Below are 19,579 nucleotides of genomic sequence, written 5' to 3'. Positions count from 1 at the left end.
CGGGGATTAATGGGCCAGGGCCTTGCGGGTGGCGGGGAGCGCCGCGGCCAGGGTTTCCAGCAGCACCGGCAGTTGCTGCTGGAGGGAGTAGCGGTTTTCCACGGCCTGTCGCCCGGCCCGGCCCATCCGTTTCCGCTCGGATGCTGAGGTCAGCAGCCGGGAAAGGGCGTCGCTCCATTCGTCGCGGGAACCGGCCAGCAGGCCGGCCCCGCTGTGCTGCACGATTTCCCGGTTGGCGTCGGTTGGCGAGGCCACCAGCGGCACGTCGCAGGCCATGTACTGGATCAGCTTGTAGCCGCACTTGCCGCGCTCCCAGGGCCCGTCGGGCAGGGGCATGATGCCGATGTCCATCCGCCGGATCAGTGCCGCCTCGCTGTCCTCGCTCCAGGGCTCGAGCTGCACCTCGATGCCGGGCAGGCAACTCAGGATTTCCGCTGTGGCCCCCACCAGCAGCAAGCGTGCGCCATGGCGGCGGCAGGCCTGCTGCAGGGCCTCGCGGATGTCCAGCAGGTATTTCTGGGTGGAAGGCGAACCGATCCAGCCGATGACCGGATGCGCGGTCGGCGCCACGAGCCGCGGCTGGTAGCGGCTGTGGTCCACCACGGTGGGTATGACCGTCACCCGGGCTGCGCCGGCGGCCCGGGCGCGGGCGGCCAGGTAGTGGTTGCCGGCGATCACACCGCTGGCGCTGTGCATGACCGCATCGATCTTGCCGCCCAGCAGCCGGCGGACCAGGGGGTTCTTCGCCAGGTCGTAGTTGTGGAACACGGCGTCGTCATAGTCGACGACCCAGGGCGTGCCGAGCTGGCGTTCGACCCAGGCGGGGAGATAGGGGAAGAGCTCCTTCTCGATCCACAGCAGGTCGTAGTCGCCGGCTTTGCCAAGCGCGGCCAGGCGGCGCAGATAGAGAGCGGCGGTTCTGCCCGGCGAATGTCTGCCCCGGCGGTAGAGGCTTTCCAGGTAGGCTTCGTCGAACAGAGTCTGCACCCGGACCTCGTGTCCGGCGGCCTGCAGGTGGGGCAGGTACTGTAGGGTGCGCAGCCGGCTGCTGGCGCCCGTGCGCGGGTAGCGGGTGAGCAGGAGGATCTTCATGTCGGCTCTCCGTGGGGCTGGCCGCCGGACAGGGGTACCAGGGCCGCCGCATAGGCGTCGGCGCAGGCTTCCAGGGAAAAATGGCGGACGCCCGTGTTCCGGCAGTGCTCGCGCAAGGTCTCCCGGTGCGGCAGGACCTCGTCGCAGAACCAGCGGGCCGCCCGGGCCAGCTCGGTGTCGTCCAGCCCGGACAGCAGCCGTCCCGCGCTGCCGGCGACGGCATCGGTGTCGCCGATGCCAACGCTGGCCAGCACCGGCAGGCCGCAGAGCAGGTACTCGCCGAGCTTGATGGGCGCCACGCCGTGCATGGAAAAGCTGCTCCGGCGCAGCGCCAGGCCCAGGTCGGCACAGGCCAGGTAGCCGGGAACCGCATGCCCCGGCACACTCAGGGTGGAAACCGCCGGAGCCAGCGCGGCGAACCGGTCCAGGGCGGGCTGCAGCACCTCCGGCGAGCCGGTCAGGACGAGGAAGTGGGCATCGGCGCGGATCTGCCGGATCAGGCTGAACAGGCGGAACATTTCTTCCAGGCAGTACTGGGGGCCGAGCGAGCCGGCGTAGACCAGCAGCGGCGCATCCGCGGCCAGCCCCAACTGCTCGCGCATCCGCAGGCGCGAGGCAGCGTCCCCCGGGCTGAAGCGTTCGGTGTCGCGGCCGTTGCTGACCACATGGAACTTGCCGGGCGAGGTGCCGGAGCCGACCCGCGCCAACAGGATTTCCACCGCCTGCTGCGAGCGGGTCAGTACGCGCTCGGCCTGGCGCACGGCCTGGGCCTCGACATCGCGGAGCAGGTGCTGGACCAGGCTGGCCGGCGACTGACCGGCGAACTCGACCCGCTCGTCCAGGGGCAGGCCGTCGGCATCGAAGACCATCGGCAGTGCGCTGCCGCGCAGCGCCAGCAGAGTGGCCAGGGCCGGCAGCGTGCTGCGCGGCATGACCGCGTCGATACGCTGTTCGCCGATCGCCCGGCGGATCAGCCGGGCGCCGTCGAGCGCCGTCAGCAGGCCGCCCAGGGCTCGGGGCCGGCGCCAGATCCGCTGCGCCCGGTAGGCGAGCCCGGCCTGCCGACAGGCCTGGCGGCGCTGCTCGATGAGCGGGGCGTCGCCCCAGGTGAACTGCAGGATGTGGAAGTGCAGCCCGGCGCCGGCCAGCCGCTGGAAGATCGGCAGGAACAGGCTTTCCAGGTAGGTGACCTGCGGGCCGTCCCAGGTGACGAAGAGGATGTTCATAGGCCGATGCGCTGCGCGGCGAGACGCTGGTAGAGACTGTCGACTTCGCGGACGTAGCGTTCCGCACCGAACCTGGCCGTGGCGAGGGCCTGACCGGCCCGGCCCATGGCCTGGCGCCGGGCGGGGTCGCGCCGCAGGCCCAGGATGGCCTCGGCGAGCGTCTGCGGCTGGCCGGGCGAAACCAGCAGGCCGCTCCCGCCGTCGTCGACAATGCTGGGGATGCCGCCTACCCGCGTCGCTACCACCGGTAGTCCGGCGTACATCGCCTCGACCAGCACCAGGCCGAAGGCCTCCATGGCCGAGGCCAGGGCAAAGACATCCATGAGGGCGTAGCAAGACTGCGGCTCCGGCTGGTAGCCGACGAAGCGCACCTGGGCGGCGACCCCGAGCGTGTCGGCGAGTTCGCGTAGCGCGCCTTCGTCCGGCCCTTTGCCGACAATGAGCAGGCGGGCCTCGGGGCAGGCTGGGAGGAGAGTGGCCAGCGCCCGGATCAGGTCGCTGACGCGCTTGTGGTGATCGTGCAGCCGGCCGACGGTGCCGATCACGAAGTGTTCTGGCGTCAGGTCGAACTTCTCGCGCAGCGCGCCAATCTGCTCGGGTCCGGGCGGGAGCATCTCGACCACGCCGTTGTTGATCAGGGTGACCTTGCTCCGCGGAAGGCGGATGCGCTTCAGCAGATAGTTCTCGACGGCGGGGGACACCGCCACCATCTGGTGGCTCAGGGCACCCAGTAGACGGAGCAGTAGGTGACCGCGCCAGCGGCGGTTGACCGGGTCGGAAGTCTCCTCTCCGATGATCACCGGCACATGGCAGAGCCACCCGGTGACAGTGGCCAGGGACACGCCCTCGAACACTGCGCCATGGATGATGTGCGGGCGGAACTCGCGCACCACACGCAGGGCCTGCCGGTACGGCTCGCGGTCCAGCACGCCGCGGAGCACCCCGACGATATGCAGCGGACAGCCCGCCTCGGCGAAGCGTGCCGGCAGCGCCCCCATGGCTTGGGTGCAGACGAGCGACTGCTCGTAGCGCGTGCCGTCCAGCTGCCGTGCCAGGGTCAGGCGTCTCTGCTCGACGCCGCCGGAGCCGACCGTCTCAAGGCAGTGGAGAATCCGTATCTTGTCCATGTCTGCTGTTGGCCTGTCTGGCGAATTGTTGATACAGGGTTTCCAGCCGCTCCCTGTAGTGGGCGGGCTCGAAGCGTCCCTCGACCGCGTTCCGGGCCCGCTGGCCCATGGTACGGAGCCGTTCCGGATCGAGCCGCCAAGCCTCTTCGAGCGCCGCGGCGATGGCGGCCGGGCTGGCTTCCGGCAGCAGCCAGCCGGTGTTGCCGGGGTCGACGATCTCCGGGGCACTGCCCACCGCTGTCGCGATGACGGGAACCCCGCAGCCCATGGCCTCGACCAGGGCAATGGAGAAGCCTTCGGACAGGGAGGGCTGGACATAGACATGGCACTGACGAACGTATGTGTCGGGGGCCGGCTGGTAGCCCAGCAGGTGCACGCATTCGTCCAGCTCCTTCGCACGGATGGCGGCTTCGAGACGTTCACGCTCGCGACCTTCGCCGATCAGCCAGAGCTCCACGGGAACTCCGTGGGTCAGCAGCAGGTCGGTGGCCTCGACCAGCGCCAGGGGGTTCTTGACGGCTTCGAGGCGGCCGACGAAGCCGACACGCAGTGCTCCCTGCGTCGCTGCCTGCCCGCTGCGTTCGACTGGCAGCTTGACCGGGTTGTAGACCCGTACCGCCTTGGCGGGTGGTACCTCGCCGTTTTCGACCAGCCAGCCGGTTACTGCGCTCGACATGCCGATGACGCAGTGGGCCGTCCGATAAAGCTGGCGGAACATCCAGCGGGCCCGGCCGCTGTGGCTCGGGATGCCGATCTCCTCGCCGATCCGCACGGGCACGCCGGCCAGCCTGGCCGCGATCAGGCCATGGAAATTGGCCTCGGCGCCATGGCAGTGCACCACCATCGGTCGCAGCTGCCTGAACAGCCGGAAGAGCGCGAGGATGGCGGCCTGGCTGGGAATTCTCACCGGCTGATGCAGGCAGTGGACCGGGACGCCGAGGGTTTTCAGGTGACGCTCCGCGGCGCCCCCGTCGCCGATGGCGCAGAAGAGGTGCTGCATTTCAGCCTCGGGCTGTTCGGCCAGGATTTCCATGCGTTTTTCCACGCCGCCATAGTTCAGCGAGGTGAGCAGGTGGATGACCGACGGTCGGGAGGTGACGGTGAGCGTCATGGCCGGACCATATCCTTGAGCGCGCTTTTCCAGCCGGCGAAATTCTGGTAACCGCCCGACAGCCAGAAACGGAGTAGTTCGGGGGGGCGGCACCAGCGTGGGCGTGCAGCGATCGCCAAGCGCCGTTCGAGCGCCGGAAGCCGGTTCCGTAGACGGGCTATCGCTTGTTCCAGTCGTTCGTCGGCACCCAGGGCCTGCAGTTGCGCTCGGCTTTCCTCGAGCCTGTTCAGGTACAGGCCCGTGTGGGCGATCTGCGTCATCCAGCCCCCGCGTGCGTCCTGCAGACCGTAGCTCGCCAACATCTTCAGTCTGGATGTCTTGTCGGTGCTGTTGAAGGGGCTGTTCGATGCGTTGTTGCCGTGCCTTCTGTAAAACTGCAGCGGGCGCTCGATGATCAGTCTGAGCCCGAGAAGGTCGGCAAGCTTGTTGATCCATATGTCATGCGGTATATGGTGATGCCCGATTACGTCGGGAATCGGCAATGCAATTTCAAGCCAGCTTCTTCTGATCGCCGTGCAGCAGCCAATGATGAAATAGGCATCGCCAAAACCTAGATCGCGGATATTTCCCAGTTTGCTACGACCGGTTGGCTGCAGGTTTTCCGTAGTGATTTCCAGGTCGTTGAGCACAACCATCTTTTCGGGATGCGTTGAAAATGCCTGCTCGATGATTTCGAGCTTGTTCTCGAACCAGGCATCATCCTGGTCGCTCAGAAACAGGATATCTCCGCTGCAGAGTGAGAGTGCCTTCTCGAAATTCCTGATGAAGCCCAGATTTCTTTCATTCTGATAAAGGCGCACGGGAAAGGGCGCCTGTCTCTGGAAGCTGCGCAGGATATCGGTGGTCGCATCGGTCGAGCAGTCGTCGCAGACCACCAGCTCGTCGGGCTGGCGGGTCTGGCGGATGAAGCTGTCGAGTTGCTCTGCCAGGTGACATGCTCCATTGTAAGTGGCCATGGCAATGGAAATTTTCATGGCTGGGTTTCCTCGTCAACAAGGGGACAATCAAGAGCGAGAGGATTGTTGGTGTGGTCGAGGCTGTTTTAGCTATTACCGATTACTTTGGTTTGAGTCCCAGGCTTTGCAGTGTCTGATGCAGAATGGGCCTCACTCTGTTTTGGAACTTGCTCATGTGCTGCCATGCATAGGCACGTATGGGGATGGTGCTTTTCTTGTAGAGAGTGTTTTTCCACATGTCTCTCAGAGAAAATTCTTTCCTGAGCAGTCTGGCATGGGAGGTCAGAAGGAAGCTGGACTTCTCATCGTATATATCTTTATTCCTTTCGCACAGTTCTTCGAGGGCAATGTCGATGGTGATGTTTCGGGATACTCGCGGTGTCCCCGCTTCATGGTCGTGATGCATGATGTAAAGAGGGGTTCGTTCCCGGTAAATCTTCCCGCCATATTTGCTGCAAAGCCGCAGCCAGGTATCCCAGTCCTGTAAGCGCCTGACGCCTTCCCTGAAGCCTCCGATGCTCTGCAGTCGGTCCGCTCTGGTCAGTACTTGATTGGAGGCCACATTCTTGAGGAGCAGTTGCTGGAGAGTAAATATGCACTCTTCCGATGAATAATATACTTTGGCTTGCTGGTCAGGCCTCTTACTACAGAAATTGCTACAAACAAAAGCGTATTTGTCATCCCAGATATGGAGCAGACGCTCAAGGCGGTCGGGAGTGAATTCATCATCATCGTCCAGCCCAGTAATGAATTCACCGCGAGCGGCGAATATTCCCAGGTTGCGTGCATTGCAGGCGCCGAGCGGGACAGGATTTCTTAAATAACGTATCTTTTCATTGCCTTGGGCCAGTTTCGAAACCCATTCGGAGGTTTCATCCGTGGAGCCATCGTCACAAATTAATATTTCGTGGTTTTCGTAGGTCTGGCCAAGTACCGACCTCAAGGCTCGCTCGAGCTTTTCGACTCTATTGCGAGTAGGAATATAAATACTGACCAGCGGACTCGAGCGCATGCCTTGTACCTTGGCGAGTGACGTTTTCGCCACTCAGCGTCCTATCGAGTAATAGGTAATTCCTTTTTTCTGCAGACGTCCTGGCTCGAACAGATTGCGCCCGTCGAAGATCAGGGGCTGCCTGAGTTGCTGCTTGATGAACTCGAAATCCGGGGCTTTGAAGGCCTGCCAGTCGGTGACGATCACCAGGGCGTCGGCATCTTTCAGTGCGGCTTCCTTGGTCCCGCACAGGGTCAGATCGGTGCGGTTGCCATACAGGCGCTGGGCCTCTTCCATGGCTTCCGGATCGTAGGCTTGCACCCGGGCGCCAGCGGCCCATAGTGATTCCATCAGGGTGCGGCTGGGGGCTTCGCGCATGTCGTCGGTCCTGGGCTTGAAGCTCAGTCCCCAGATGGCGAAGGTCCTGCCCTGCAGGGCGCCTTCGAAGTGATGGCCGATCTTCTTGAACAAGCTGGTCTTCTGCTCTTTGTTGCGCTGCGCCACGGCCTTCAGCAGCTTGGCGTCGAAGTCGATGCATTCGGCGGTGCGGATCAGCGCCTGCACGTCCTTGGGAAAGCAGGAGCCGCCATAACCGGCGCCGGCATAGATGAAGTCGTAGCCGATGCGCGGGTCGGAACCGATGCCGCGGCGGACCAGTTCGATATCCGCGCCGAGCATTTCCGCCAGGCTGGCCATTTCGTTCATGAAGCTGATCTTGGTTGCCAGCATGCAGTTGGCGGCATATTTGGTCAGCTCGGCGCTGTGCGCATCCATGATGATGATCTTTTCATGGTTGCGATTGAAGGGTGCATATAGCTCGCGCATCACCTCTTCGGCAGCACGGCTGCTGGTGCCAATGACGATGCGGTCGGGGCGCATGCAGTCGGCGACGGCCGAACCTTCTTTGAGGAATTCGGGGTTGGAAACCACCTCGAAGGTCAGGTCCTCGCGCCCCCGACGGGCAAGGGTTTCGGCGACGCAGGAGACGACCCGGTCGGCGGTGCCCACCGGGACGGTGGATTTGTCGACGATGACCTGGTGGCGCTCCATGTGCTCGGCGATGGTTTCTGCCACGGCTAGCACGTACCTCAAGTCGGCGGAGCCGTCTTCGTTGGCAGGCGTGCCCACGGCGATGAACTGCACTTCGCCGCGCTTGACGCCCGTGGCGGCATCGGTGGTGAAGTTGAGACGGCCTGCGGCATGGTTTTCCCTGACCAGCGTTTCCAGCCCCGGCTCGTACAGGGGGATATGGCCCTGGCTGAGGCTTTCGATCTTTTCCTCGTCGATATCGACGCACAATACATCGTGACCAACTTCCGCAAGAACTGCACTTTGCACCAGCCCGACGTAGCCTATTCCGAATACGGTGACTTTCATAACTGATCCTCAGCATCGTTTCGGCTTTTGAATTACGATAGGTTGCAGGGTTTGCCAGTTGGCCAGGCCGGCGGCGGATTCTCGGGCCAGCCGAATTTACGGCCTAGTATGCGATCCCATTCAGGTGGAATGAATCTACAACCTCCGCCAGCCGGAGTGATAGTCAGCTCGCCAACATATATTTTTCCGTCATGACGATAAAGGTCTACCCGCAAATAACCGAAGGGGGCCGCCAGCCTTTTCGCAATGTCGAGCATTTCCGGCAGTTCTTTGGGGATAGTGAATAGAAGCGGGTCGCCACTGGGTTCCTTTTTGATGCGATTGAAAGGGGCGATGGACCAGTCTTCGAGAAACAGGTTCTGTGTCAGTTTTTCGAAACGTCCTTGCATGACTTGTATGAAAATATAAGGTGGGCTGCCTGGCTCGCCGTTGAATACATTGAACTTGTAATCGTCCGGGGGTTTGCCGTTGGAGAGCAGGGCTTTTTCGAAGATGATTTTCGGCTGGATGCCACCATAATGCTTTTCCCGGGCCAGCCTGGAAAAGTCCTTCTTTAGCCAAGCATTGGCGGTTCGGGCCAGACCCTCCAGGTCGGCTCGGGATTTGTCAGTGATTATCCGGATTTGGCCTGCACTGTGATTGGCTTTCATTATGAAGCTGTCGGGCAGCGTGTCGAGAATTTCTGCCGTCACCCTGTCGCAGATAAGATGGCAGGGCACCAGATACTGGGCGCCTACTATTCTTTCTATGTATTCTCTGGCACGGACCTTGTCGGCCAGGATGGAAAATATTGGAGCGGGATAGCGCATCCTGTGAAATATCTTTTCGGAATAGCGCTCGGGCCTTTTGAAGTTGCAGAATCTCCCATGCAGTATGAAATACCGCCGCTGATAGAAGAGCGGTTCGGGAAGTATCCGATCCAGCAGTTTCTGGGCTTTCCTGTGAAAAGTGAGAACCTTGAGAGGGAGCCTTTTCCTGAGCGACGATTTGATGTTTGGCATTTTCTATCGTTCAAGTCATATGTGGGTCTTTGACATGGTCAATCGGCATGCATCTACTTGCAGTTGCTGATGCCGCGGGCGGCCTGCTTAGCGTTCATTTATGCGATTGCCTATGACCGTGTTGCACTCAGCTTCTGCAGTCGTCTCTTCAAGGGAATTGGTATTGACTGCTTCAGTCGCTTCAATATGTTTCGCAAAACCTGGGGCGAAGGATTTGTATGAAAGGCTTCCAAAGCGCCTGCCTGATATATTTTATTGTTTTCAACGCAAAATACTGGCTTGCCTGTTGCTTTCGCTATGTCGAGCGCTTGATCGGGGTCGCTCTCCAGGAAAAAATCCAGCTTCGATTTGTTGTAATATTCGGCTTTGTGCGTGGCATGCGAGTTAAGTCGGTGGCGAACTTTTTGGCTTGGCAGGTTGAGCATGATTAAATGCTCGTATACGATGTTGTGTTTTTTTAGCCAGATTTCGGTTTCTTTTCTATATTTTTCCAATCGGCTGGTAATGAGGGAGTGGATCTTGCCTGATGGTAGAATCAAAGGTTGGGCGTTTAGCAGGAAGTCCCTGTATTTTGCTTCGTCATTATTTTGGTCTCCCATTGGGTACACGCACAGAACGCCATCGATACCGACACATGAGCGACTCAGTATACCGTGATGATAAATGTTCCACTCGAAGACACGTGGCCAGGCGACATATTTAAAGTAAATATCCACCTCTTTGGGAGCTGCCGAAGTGGAATAGACGGCCAGTTTAATGACTTTTTCCATGAACTCGCCCGGCAGTTGCTCGACGACTGACTGCATGGATCTGCCTGACATGATGCTGTCGTCCACCAAGAGGATTTTCTTCGCATCCCATGCGTTGGCGAGTGGTTTGCTGATTTTTCTCGTTCGGCCATTGGCAGGTGTTTCGTTCTTGCAGAACGAAACAAAGTCAATGCAGTTTACGTTCAGATATAAGGCAATCATGTAGGCAGGGATCATTCCGCTTCTGGGAATTCCTACTACCAAGTCAATTTCCTTGCCGTGCAACTTGTAAATATTTTTTTTGATGTCTTCGCTGAGGTCGGCATAGGATATGAATTTCATACAAATACTCACTTTGCACTGAATGTGCTTCCCTTGGGGTTTCATGAGGGGACTGAAAAGGTCTTCTCCCTGCGTTCTCGCACAGACGGGAATCCAGGCGCGTCAGAACTTCTGAAGCCTCGGGAACGAGTATCTGAAAGGCAGTCAGGAACCGATCGGCGGGCAAAGAATCTGGCCATGGTTTCCCGCGCGCAACAGGCGGCCACTTGCAAGCTCATAGATGCAGTCGCAATCGCTCAGTGTCGATGTGCGGTGGGCGATCATCAGCACGGTCAGTTCCGGGCCCAGCGCGCGGATGGCTTCCATCACCGAGTTTTCGGTGCGGTCGTCGAGGGCGCTGGTGGCTTCGTCGAAGATCAGTACGTCGGCTTGCTTGTAGAGGGCGCGGGCGATGCCGATGCGCTGGCGCTGGCCGCCGGACAGGCGCACGCCGCGCTCGCCGATCGACGTCTCGTATTGTTCCGCCAGGCTTTCGATGAACTCGGCGATATGTGCCTTGCGGGCAGCCTCGTGCAGGCGATGCCAGTCCAGGTTGCGCCGCTCGACGCCGAAGGCGATGTTTTCGGCGATCGAGGCATCGGCCAGGTAGATACTCTGCGGTACATGGGCGATATGGGCCTGCCAGTCGCGCCGATTGGCCGGGGTCAGGGCGATGCCGTCGATGAGGATGCTGCCGCTGGTGGGTTCCAGCAGGCCCATGAGCAGATCCAGGGTGGTGCTCTTGCCACTGCCGGTCCTGCCGATGAAGCCGACGCGGCTGCCCTTGGCGATTTCCAGGCTCAGATGCCTGAGCACTTCCTGGCCCTCGGCGGCATAGCGGAAGCAAATGTCCCGCAGTTCGATGCTCCGTTCGAAGGGTATCGGCCGTGGAGGGTCCCGTCTCAGATACTCGGGTGGGATAGGCTGTTCGAGCAGATCTATCACATCCTCGATATTGCCTCGACTTCCCATCATGGTCGCCCAGCTTTGATAAATCTGTTGCATTTGTGGCAGCAGGCGCTGTGCGCCGATCGCCAGGGCGCCCAGTACCGGGATGGCCGCGGCCAGGCCGCCCTCGCGCTGGCTGAGGCCATAGGCCAGCACGCCGATGGAGAGCATGGTGATGGCCTCGATCAGGTAACGAGGCGCGGCACCGAGAAAGGAATTGGTCACCTGGGCCTTGCGCAGGTCGGCATCGACCTTGCGGAAGCGTTTGACATAAAGCGCCTGGGATCCATCGATCAGGACATCGCGGATGCCGCCGAGTCCTTCCTGAATGGCCTGTATGCGGACATTGTGCGCCTGGGAGATGATCCGGCCGTTTTTTCGCAGCTTGTGTCGGGTGCCGAGGGTGATCAGCAGATACAGCAGGCTGAACACCGTGCTGGCAGCGAAGGCGATCGCTGGGTCGATCAGGATCAGGGCGAAAAGAATCGACGAGGCCAGGAGGACGGAGATCAGGATGTTGATCAATGGCATGAGCAGACCGCTGACCACGCTCTGGACTTTGCCCATGCCGGCGATGATCTGGCTGGTATTGCGCGCCACATGATAGCGGTAGGGCTGGAGCAGGGTGCGTCGATAGACTTCGACCCCCAAGTCATAGCCGATCCCGTAGGTAGTCTTATTGCTGGCCCAGGTCAGCGTGAGGCGGATCAGGGCAGCGACCACAACTATCGACCCGAATAGCACGGTGGTAGGGAGCAGGATGCTCTCGTTTCGCCAGCCGAGCAGGTTGAACAGCTGCTGCAACAGCGGATATTCCAGAGTTTTCTCCGGGCTGGCCAAGAGCGTGAGGAAGGGAAGCACGGCGCCAAAGGTCGCCAGTTCGGCCAGGGTGCCGATCAGCATGAGCAGGATCAGGCCAAGCAGTTGGAGGCGCCGGCGCCTGGACAGATGGGCGTGGAGACCTCTGAGGATGCGGCTCAGTGAAGGGGGGGTATCGTGCATGGCAAGGCTCGGCTAGGTGATCAGCGGCAGGTTGCTGGGAAGACGGCATCTGCGCTTATCGCGCGACAGGCTTCGTGTGCGTTCGGGATGAAGCGGGCGCTGGCGCCCTGATCTGGGCGATGTACCAGGGCATGGCTTGGGCGATGCCGGCCTGGAGATCGTATTGCGGGACGTAGCCCAGCAGGTGCCGTGCCTTGCCGATGTCCGCCAGGGAGTGGCGCACGTCCCCGGGACGGAAATCGCGGTAGCGCGGCTCCCTGGCATAGTGCACACCGTGTCCTGCCAGGCTGTGCCTGAGCGTCTCGAACAGCTGGTCGAGGTTGGTGCGCTCGCCGACGGCGATGTTATAGACCTGATTGCGTGCCTCGCCGTCGGCGCAGGCGGCGAGCAGGTTGGCCTGCACGGCGTTGTCGACGAAGCAGAAGTCGCGACTGGTGGTGCCATCGCCGTTGATGAACACCTCCTCGCCGCGGAGCATTGCCGTGGTCCATTTCGGGATCACCGCGGCATAGGCGCCCTCGGGGTCCTGGTGTTTGCCGAAGACGTTGAAATAGCGCAAACCGATGCTGGGCAGGCCGTAGTTGCGGGCGAAGGTGTCGGCGTACAGCTCGTTGACGTACTTGGTCACGGCGTAGGGGGAGAGCGGCTTGCCGATGCTGTCCTCGACCTTGGGCAGGCCGGGGTGATCGCCGTAGGTGGCACTGCTGGCGGCGTAGGTGAAGCTCTTGACTCCGGCGTCGCGGGCAGCCACCAGTATGTTGAGGAAGCCGTCGACATTGCTGGCGTTGGTGGCGATGGGGTCCTCCAGCGAGCGCGGCACGGAGCCGAGGGCCGCCTGGTGAAGAACGTGCTCGACCGGGCGGGGCTGCCGTCCCGCGGTGACTGCCACGAAGGTCAGGGCCTGGCGGCAATCATGCAGGTTGCGGATGTCGCCACGGATGAGCTGGAAGTTGGCCCAGCGTTGCGGGGACACCCGCGTGCGGACCTCTTCCAGGTTGCACAGGTGGCCGGTGGCGAAGTTGTCCAGGCCCACCACCCACTGGTCGAGTCCGAGCAGGGTTTCCAGCAGATTGGAGCCGATGAAGCCGGCCACTCCAGTGACCAGCCAGGTTCCAGGCGCTTGCGGCAGGTCGAGGAGCAGGCGTTGATAGCGTGTCATAGGCGCAGGTCCGCTTCGTCGGGTTTGAGCAGGTACTTGAGGTCGTAGAGGACATGATCGGGTTTGCCGAGCCGGCGGATGCTCGGCGCGCCCATGCTGCGGAATTGGTTGTGGGCGACGGCGAGGATGATGCCGTCATAGGTGTTGGCCTGGGGGGCGGAAAGCGGCGTGATGTCATATGCCTGCTGGGCCTCCTCGGCGCTGGCCCAGGGATCGTAGACATCGACCGAGATGTTGTACTGGCGCAGCTCCTGGATGATGTCGACGACGCGTGTGTTGCGCAGGTCCGGGCAGTTCTCCTTGAAGGTCAGGCCCATGACCAGGGTGCGGGCGCCGTCGACCTGGATGCGCCGCTTGAGCATGGCCTTGATCAGTTGGGACACCACGTAGCTGCCCATGCCGTCGTTCAGGCGCCGGCCGGCGAGAATGATCTCCGGGTGGTAGCCGATGGCCTCGGCCTTGTGGGTCAGGTAGTAGGGGTCGACGCCGATGCAGTGGCCGCCGACCAGGCCGGGGCGGAACGGCAGGAAATTCCATTTGGTGCCGGCCGCCTGGAGGACCGCTTCGGTGTCGATACCCATGCGGTTGAAGATCACCGCCAGTTCGTTGATCAGGGCGATGTTGAGGTCGCGCTGGGTGTTCTCGATGACCTTGGCCGCTTCGGCGATCCGGATACTGCCCGCCTTGTAGGTGCCGGCGGTGATGATTTCCCGATAGAGCGCATCGACCAGCTCGGCCACCTCGGGGGTGGAGCCGGAGGTGATCTTCCGGATGCCGGTGATGCGGTGTTCCTTGTCGCCGGGGTTGATCCGTTCGGGGCTGTAGCCGGCGTAGAAATCCCGGTTGAAGGCCAGGCCGGAAACCCTTTCCAGCACGGGCACGCAGCCTTCCTCGGTGGCGCCGGGGTAGACGGTGGACTCGTAGACGACGATGTCGTCCTTCTTCAGTACCTGGCCGATGGTTTCCGAGGCCCGGATCAATGGCGCCAGGTCGGGCTTCTTGTGGGAGTCGATCGGCGTTGGCACCGTGACGATGTAGAAATTGCAATCGGCCAGGCTGGCGATGTTGGCACTGTAGCGGAGCTGGCGGGCCTCCTTCAGCTCGTGGTCATCGACCTCCAGGGTCCGGTCGTGTCCGGCCTCGAGGGCGGCGATGCGCGAGCAGTTGATGTCGAAGCCGACGACCGGCCGGTGCTTGCCGAATTCGACTGCGAGCGGCAGGCCGACGTAGCCGAGCCCGATGATGGCGAGTTTCAGCTCTTCCAGGTTGTGCATGGCGATGCCCGTAGCGATTCGGCTGGGGGAGGGTTCTCGATCCGATACCGGCTCGAGTGGACGGCTGTGCTCAGGCGTTGTTCGACTTGTATTCGTAGTGGTAGTAGGCGGCATGGCCATAGCCATAGGCGGCGGCACGCTTTTCCAGTCCGTTGAGAATGGTGCCCTTGATCTCGATGCCGTTCTGTGCGAAGCGTCTGACGGCCAGTTCGATTTCGCGGGCGGAGCTCACTCCGAAGCGGGCCACGATCAGGTTGGTGGCTGCCAGCCGGCCGACGATGGCGGCATCTGTGACAGCCAGCAGGGGCGGGGTATCGAGAATGACCAGATCGTGGTTCGCGCTGGCCTGCTCGAGGACGGCCGTGAAGTTGGGATGCATCAGCAGTTCGGAGGGATTCGGCGGAATCTGTCCCCTCGCCAGCAGGAACAGGCCCTCGAGCGGGGTCGGACGGACCACTTCGGCGAGGTCGCAGCGCTCGGCCAGGAGATCGGACAGCCCCTTGTCGGCCTGCATGCCCAGCAGCGTGTGCAGGTGACCCTTGCGCATGTCCACGTCGATCAGCAGCACGCGCTTGCCGGTCTGGGCAACGACGGCAGCCAGATTGGCGCAGACGAAGCTCTTGCCCGCCTGTGGGCCGGGACCGGAAATCATCAGGCGGTTGTCCTGCGCTCCCAGCATGATGAAGTGCAGGCTGGTCCGCAGGCTGCGCAGGGACTCGACCGCCGGGTCGTTCGGGTGGCTGAGGGTGAGCAGCGGAGATGTCTGGCCAGGGCCGCTGGTGGCTGCCCGGCGACGATGCTGCTTGGACTGGTGCTCGCTGAAGGGCACCGCAGCGTACACCGGCAGCCCCAGCTGTTCGACGGCTTCCGGGCTTTCCAGGCCAGGATTGAGCAGCTTGCGCAGCAGCACGAAGCCGATCGCCAGCAGCGCCCCGACCAGCGTGGCGACCAATAGGATAAGAGACTTGTTCGGGGCGACCAGACCGCCTTCGATGACCGCCTGGTCCACGATGCGCACGTTGCCGACGGTGCCGGCGCGGACCAGGTCGAGTTCCTGGGCCTTGTTCAGCAGCTGGGTGTAGATCGCGGTGCCGACCTGGACATCCCGCGACAGCCGCAGGAGCTCCTGCTGGGTTTCCGGCAGGCCCTGCACCCTCCTGGCGATCTCGTTCTTGCGCTGGGTCAGGCCATGGATTTGCATCAGCAGGGTCTTGTAGGCCGGATGCTCGGGGGTGAACCGGCGGTCGAGCTCGGCCTGCTGCATTTTCAGCTCGGAGATGCGGGTCTCCAGTCCCACGGCCTGGTTGAGTACGGTGCTGGTTTCCATGCTGATGTCGACGGAGCCGTGGCTCTTGCGGTAGCCGTTCAGCGCCCCTTCGGCCTTTTCCAGGTCGCGCCGCACCTCCGGCAGCTGGCCGCGGAGGAATTCCAGGCTGCCGTCGGCTTCGGCCGACATGCGCTCGACATTCTGGTGAACGAACAGGCGGCCGATTTCGTCTACCACCCGGCTGGCATGCTGGGGATCGGGATGGTTCATGGCCACGGTGATCAGGCCGGTGTCGGTACCCAGTTCGGTGAGCTGCAGCGCACCCCGGTAGGTGCGGATAGTGCTCAGCCGGCTCACTTTTCTCAGGCTGAAGCGAGTGCCCGGTCGCGCCTGCAGTTCGCGGATCTGCAGGCGGATGCCATGCTGATCGATGGCTTCGCCGACCCGCCCCTGGAGCAGCGGCTTGCCGGCGCTGTCCTGCAGGGTGAAGGCGCCATTATCTCCGGCCGTCAGTCGGAGGGTCTTGCCGGCCCATTGCGGGTCTACGTCGAAGCGGAAGACATCGACCTTCTCGCCGCCCCAGGCGTATTCCCCCAGGCCGAGGAACGGCTCCGCCAGACCCGGAGCACGATGACGGCGGGCGAGGTAGTCACCGAATAGCGGAAAGCGCTGGGGGGTAGCCCGAACATCGAGGTGCAGGTTGTCGACCGCCTGGCCGATCACAGTGCGCGAACGGATCAGTTCGATTTCCGTTCTGGCGCTGGACGCTTGGTTGAAGTCGCCCATTTCCAATCCAGGGACGGTACCGCTCTTCTTCTCGATCTGGACAAGGGCACTGGTGCGATAGATGGGCGTGGCGAACATCCCGTAGAGGGCGCCGCCCAGGCAGAACAGGGCGGTCACGCCGATGATCGGCCATTTGTGGTCGAGCAGGACTCCGAGCAGTTTGCGCAGGTCGATGCCGGCATCATCGTGATCTTGCTGGTTGGAGACGGAGGTGGGGTACATGGGTTGTTTCCCTGAAGGAGTTCTGACAGTCAATGGCCCAGACGCATGGCCCATGCCTCAACGGCCGTGCGAATTTGTCGATAGGCCTGTTCGAAGGCCGTCCAGTCCCGGCGGAACGGGTCCTGTATTTCCAGCTCGTCCTGCCACTTGCCCAGCAGGAAGGTCTTGCCGCGCGCTTCGGGGACGATTTGGTATATGTCGTCGATATGACGGCGCTCCATGGCCAGCACCAGGTTGGCCTGTTGCAACATGGTGCGGTCCAGTTGGCAGGCCCTGTGCTCGGAAGGCCGATGCTGGTGTTCGAGAAGTACCGCGCGGACAGTAGGTTCCATCGGCAAGCCGACCCGTGCCGCCAGACCGGCAGAGTCGATCTTCATGGTCCTGTTGCCGCAGGAAAGCGCTTCTTTCATCAATGTCTGGGCACAGGGACTGCGGCATATGTTGCCGATGCAGACGAACAATATCCGTTCGAGCACTTTATATGCTCCAAAAAATTTGGCGCTTGGGTTTGAACAATAAGCGCAAGCAATTGCTGGCGCTGTAATGGAAGTCTGGAGCATATTTGCCAGTCAAAAGAACATCGAAACTTCTTGAGGCAAGCGTGGCGGAAGAATTCCAAAGTCTTATAAGTAAGCGGTTTCCCTATTCTCTTGCGGGTACGCTACCGCCCCAGGATTTTGCGTCAGCTCCTGAGGACGAATGGGCGGTTATGTCGGGACGTGCAGATACCTGCGCGCCGCTCCGTTCAGGTTTGCGTTCGGTTCTACGAGTATTGTCATGGCCGGAACTCTTGCTCGGCATTCAATCCACCGTGCAAACATCAGCAGGGTACTTCATGGATTATTTTTATATTTATCTTTTTGCTATGGTTATTCCTATTTTATGTTTGATAGCAAATTAATATTGCTTTGTTGAGTCGCAGTGGAATATCCACTTGGAAGTGGCAAAGTGTAGTTCATGGCTGTCACCAGACTGTCTTGGTTGGCTATCAGCCGATAAGCGGTCATTTTCGGATTGGAGTAAAAACACCGCCGTCACGTTAAAGCCGCTTAGTTGAGTTGACTGGAACTTTCTTCTGGATACTGACTTAACACCGCTTCATCACTCCGTAGATGGCTTCGCTCTCGTCTCGCTGGCAACAGGAAGTGTTTCGCTTAAATCTCGAATTCGACCATTAGTTGGGAAAGTGCGTTGGAAAGCGGTGCAAGGCTCAAACAAGAGTAATGGCCAACCATGGTAAGTTCGGGGGAGGTGGCTGGACGTTTCGCTCTTCGGCCATCAGGCGCATTTCCTGGCGAACCGGCTTGCCGGCGAGCAGGAACTTCTTGGTGGATCAGTTTCAGCTATTTGCTGCGCAGCAGCCTTGACCGATCAGGCTTTGCTTGATTTCGCAAGAGCCCGGTTCAAGCGGGAGACCTCGCGCGACACTGGGCAGGAGGAGAATGCGGGGAAGTGCTCAATTCGAGCCCGGGCATATGAATGTGTCTGCGTGCACTGCGAGCCAGGCGTGCGCCTAGCAGGAGGGCGGCGCAGCTCAGGCCGATTACCATGCCCTGCCAGAGTCCGCGCGGGCCGCTGGGTTCGCCGAGCCAGTCACCGAGACCGAGGCAATAGCCGATCGGCAAACCGATTCCCCAGTAGGCGAGCAGGGTGATCAGCATGATCGCGCGGGTGTCCTGGTAGCCGCGCAGGGCGCCGGCAGCGGTCACCTGGATGGCGTCGGAGAACTGAAAGAGCGCTGAATAGAGGAGTAGGCCGCTGGCAATGGCGATCACTGTTGGGTCAGTGCTGTAGATGTGCGGGATGTCCTCGCGCAGCAGCAGCATGGCGCCGGCCGCCAGGGCGGCGAAGCCCAGCGCGGTGGCCATTCCGGCGCCGGCGCTGAAGCGGGCGTTGCACGGGCTGCCACGGCCCAGTGCGTGGCCGACGCGGACGGTGACCGCCATGCCCAGGGAGTAGGGGACCATGAACACCAGGCCAGAGAAGTTGAGGGCGATCTGGTGCCCGGCGACCACTTTGGCGCCAAGGCCGCCGATCAGCAGGGCGATCACTGAGAAAATGCTCGCCTCGGCGAACACTGCCACGCCGATCGGCAGTCCAATGCCCAGCAGACGGCGGATGACTGGCCAGTGTGGTCGATCGAAGCGGTCGAGCAGCCGGCTTGGCTGGTAGCAGGGCGCCCGCTTCACCCAGAAGAGCATGGCTTGCAGCATGAAGATCATTACCAAGGCAGTCGCCCAGCCGCAGCCGGCCCCGCCCATGGCCGGCAGGCCGAATTTGCCGTGGATGAAGACATAGTTGGCAGGAATGTTCAGCAACAGGCCGGCGATGCCGATCAGCATGCTCGGTCGGGTATGGCCGAGGCCATCGCTGAAGCAGCGCAGCACGTGGTACAGGGCTATGGCCGGGATGCCGCAGGCGACCGCGCGCAGGTAGCCCATAGTCGGCTCGATCAGGGCGGTTTCGACTTGCATCAGATGCAGCATGGGCTCGACGTTTCACAGCAGCAGGGCGGCGCTGCTGCCAGCCGCCAGGGCCAGCCAGAGCGCCTGGCGGACCAGCGGGCCGATTTCCGGCTGCTGGTTGGCACCGTAAAGGTGCGCGACCTTGGAGGTGGTGGCCAGCAGGATGCCGGTGGTTAGCAGGTAAGTGGGCACCCAGAACGAATTGCCGAGGGCGACCGCGGCGAGATCGGCGGGGCCGACCCGGCCGGCCATCAGGGTATCGACGAAGCCCATGGCGATATGCGCCAGTTGCGCGACGATGATCGGTAGAGCGAGGCTGGCGAGGGCACGCAGTTCGCGGCGCAGCCGCTGCAGGCGCGGTTCGCGTGGCATGTCCGGTATTCGCTGGGGGGTGGAAGGGCGGGTAGTCTACGCCCTGAGGGGGCTGGGGGAAATGCGTGATGCCCCGGATTTGCCCGCAGCCGGTCGCCCTCTGCCTGGCGGTGCGCCTAGAATGAGCGGCCTT

15 protein-coding genes and 1 pseudogene are annotated in these 19,579 nt (G+C 61.7%); 1 reads left to right on the top strand and 15 read right to left on the bottom strand.

The genetic code is table 11. The features are described from left to right. Positions 1-6 precede the first annotated feature (6 nt). From ACYVD0_RS05380 to ACYVD0_RS05315, 14 genes are all read right to left on the bottom strand, one after another. Positions 7-1,092: a glycosyltransferase family 4 protein gene (locus ACYVD0_RS05380; protein ID WP_460425851.1), complete on the bottom strand. Its 1,086-nt coding sequence runs from the start codon at positions 1,090-1,092 to the stop codon at positions 7-9. Continuing rightward, positions 1,089-2,318, bottom strand: coding sequence for a glycosyltransferase (locus tag ACYVD0_RS05375; RefSeq protein ID WP_460425850.1), 1,230 nt, complete (start codon positions 2,316-2,318; stop codon positions 1,089-1,091). The genes ACYVD0_RS05380 and ACYVD0_RS05375 overlap by 4 nt, the downstream gene beginning before the upstream one ends. Continuing rightward, positions 2,315-3,445, bottom strand: coding sequence for a glycosyltransferase family protein (locus tag ACYVD0_RS05370; RefSeq protein ID WP_460425849.1), 1,131 nt, complete (start codon positions 3,443-3,445; stop codon positions 2,315-2,317). The genes ACYVD0_RS05375 and ACYVD0_RS05370 overlap by 4 nt, the downstream gene beginning before the upstream one ends. Continuing rightward, positions 3,414-4,556, bottom strand: coding sequence for a glycosyltransferase family protein (locus tag ACYVD0_RS05365; protein ID WP_460425848.1), 1,143 nt, complete (start codon positions 4,554-4,556; stop codon positions 3,414-3,416). Before ACYVD0_RS05365 ends, ACYVD0_RS05370 begins: the two co-directional genes overlap by 32 nt. Next, complete coding sequence (locus tag ACYVD0_RS05360) at positions 4,553-5,530, bottom strand: glycosyltransferase family 2 protein (protein ID WP_460425847.1); 978 nt, start codon at positions 5,528-5,530, stop codon at positions 4,553-4,555. The genes ACYVD0_RS05365 and ACYVD0_RS05360 overlap by 4 nt, the downstream gene beginning before the upstream one ends. Positions 5,531-5,612: 82 nt before the next feature. Further along, the gene (locus ACYVD0_RS05355) at positions 5,613-6,557 is read right to left on the bottom strand and encodes a glycosyltransferase family 2 protein (protein ID WP_460425846.1); all 945 of its coding nucleotides are present in this window, start codon (positions 6,555-6,557) and stop codon (positions 5,613-5,615) included. Beyond that, positions 6,558-7,880 carry a UDP-glucose dehydrogenase family protein gene (locus tag ACYVD0_RS05350; protein WP_460425845.1) on the bottom strand — a complete coding sequence of 441 codons (1,323 nt, stop codon included), beginning with the start codon at positions 7,878-7,880 and terminating at the stop codon, positions 6,558-6,560. Positions 7,881-7,912: 32 nt separating this feature from the next. Next, positions 7,913-8,881 carry an ATP-grasp fold amidoligase family protein gene (locus ACYVD0_RS05345; protein WP_460425844.1) on the bottom strand — a complete coding sequence of 323 codons (969 nt, stop codon included), beginning with the start codon at positions 8,879-8,881 and terminating at the stop codon, positions 7,913-7,915. Positions 8,882-8,991: 110 nt separating this feature from the next. Next, positions 8,992-9,972 (bottom strand): phosphoribosyltransferase family protein, encoded by a 981-nt coding sequence (locus ACYVD0_RS05340; protein WP_460425843.1) that lies wholly within the window; start codon positions 9,970-9,972, stop codon positions 8,992-8,994. 144 nt (positions 9,973-10,116) lie between these two features. Then, complete coding sequence (locus tag ACYVD0_RS05335) at positions 10,117-11,901, bottom strand: ABC transporter ATP-binding protein (RefSeq protein WP_460425842.1); 1,785 nt, start codon at positions 11,899-11,901, stop codon at positions 10,117-10,119. 55 nt (positions 11,902-11,956) lie between these two features. Then, complete coding sequence (locus tag ACYVD0_RS05330) at positions 11,957-13,060, bottom strand: SDR family oxidoreductase (RefSeq protein WP_460425841.1); 1,104 nt, start codon at positions 13,058-13,060, stop codon at positions 11,957-11,959. After that, positions 13,057-14,334, bottom strand: coding sequence for a nucleotide sugar dehydrogenase (gene tviB / locus ACYVD0_RS05325; protein WP_460425840.1), 1,278 nt, complete (start codon positions 14,332-14,334; stop codon positions 13,057-13,059). The genes ACYVD0_RS05330 and tviB overlap by 4 nt, the downstream gene beginning before the upstream one ends. A gap of 70 nt (positions 14,335-14,404) precedes the next feature. Then, complete coding sequence (locus tag ACYVD0_RS05320; protein WP_460425839.1) at positions 14,405-16,609, bottom strand: P-loop NTPase family protein; 2,205 nt, start codon at positions 16,607-16,609, stop codon at positions 14,405-14,407. A 29-nt stretch (positions 16,610-16,638) separates the two neighbouring features. Continuing rightward, positions 16,639-17,085, bottom strand: a complete 447-nt coding sequence (locus tag ACYVD0_RS05315) for a low molecular weight protein-tyrosine-phosphatase (RefSeq protein WP_460425869.1) — start codon at positions 17,083-17,085, stop codon at positions 16,639-16,641. A 125-nt stretch (positions 17,086-17,210) separates the two neighbouring features. Here ACYVD0_RS05315 and ACYVD0_RS05310 point away from each other — a divergent pair, with 125 nt between their 5' ends. Next, the gene (locus ACYVD0_RS05310; protein WP_460425838.1) at positions 17,211-17,510 is read left to right on the top strand and encodes a hypothetical protein; all 300 of its coding nucleotides are present in this window, start codon (positions 17,211-17,213) and stop codon (positions 17,508-17,510) included. A 502-nt stretch (positions 17,511-18,012) separates the two neighbouring features. Here the strand turns inward: ACYVD0_RS05310 and ACYVD0_RS05305 are convergent. Continuing rightward, a pseudogene (locus tag ACYVD0_RS05305) lies at positions 18,013-19,446 on the bottom strand (MATE family efflux transporter). Positions 19,447-19,579 lie beyond the last annotated feature (133 nt).

The sequence above is a fragment of the Azotobacter armeniacus genome (assembly GCF_054779355.1).
This window is presented reverse-complemented; position numbering and strand designations above follow the sequence as displayed.

Excerpts from the sequence above, each read along its gene's own strand:
- ACYVD0_RS05380 (WP_460425851.1), bottom strand. The coding sequence starts at position 1,092 with ATGAAGATCCTCCTGCTCACCCGCTACCCGCGCACGGGCGCCAGCAGC.
- ACYVD0_RS05375 (WP_460425850.1), bottom strand. The coding sequence starts at position 2,318 with ATGAACATCCTCTTCGTCACCTGGGACGGCCCGCAGGTCACCTACCTG.
- ACYVD0_RS05370 (WP_460425849.1), bottom strand. The coding sequence starts at position 3,445 with ATGGACAAGATACGGATTCTCCACTGCCTTGAGACGGTCGGCTCCGGC.
- ACYVD0_RS05365 (WP_460425848.1), bottom strand. The coding sequence starts at position 4,556 with ATGACGCTCACCGTCACCTCCCGACCGTCGGTCATCCACCTGCTCACC.
- ACYVD0_RS05360 (WP_460425847.1), bottom strand. The coding sequence starts at position 5,530 with ATGAAAATTTCCATTGCCATGGCCACTTACAATGGAGCATGTCACCTG.
- ACYVD0_RS05350 (WP_460425845.1), bottom strand. The coding sequence starts at position 7,880 with ATGAAAGTCACCGTATTCGGAATAGGCTACGTCGGGCTGGTGCAAAGT.
- ACYVD0_RS05345 (WP_460425844.1), bottom strand. The coding sequence starts at position 8,881 with ATGCCAAACATCAAATCGTCGCTCAGGAAAAGGCTCCCTCTCAAGGTT.
- ACYVD0_RS05340 (WP_460425843.1), bottom strand. The coding sequence starts at position 9,972 with ATGAAATTCATATCCTATGCCGACCTCAGCGAAGACATCAAAAAAAAT.
- ACYVD0_RS05335 (WP_460425842.1), bottom strand. The coding sequence starts at position 11,901 with ATGCACGATACCCCCCCTTCACTGAGCCGCATCCTCAGAGGTCTCCAC.
- ACYVD0_RS05330 (WP_460425841.1), bottom strand. The coding sequence starts at position 13,060 with ATGACACGCTATCAACGCCTGCTCCTCGACCTGCCGCAAGCGCCTGGA.
- tviB (WP_460425840.1), bottom strand. The coding sequence starts at position 14,334 with ATGCACAACCTGGAAGAGCTGAAACTCGCCATCATCGGGCTCGGCTAC.
- ACYVD0_RS05320 (WP_460425839.1), bottom strand. The coding sequence starts at position 16,609 with ATGTACCCCACCTCCGTCTCCAACCAGCAAGATCACGATGATGCCGGC.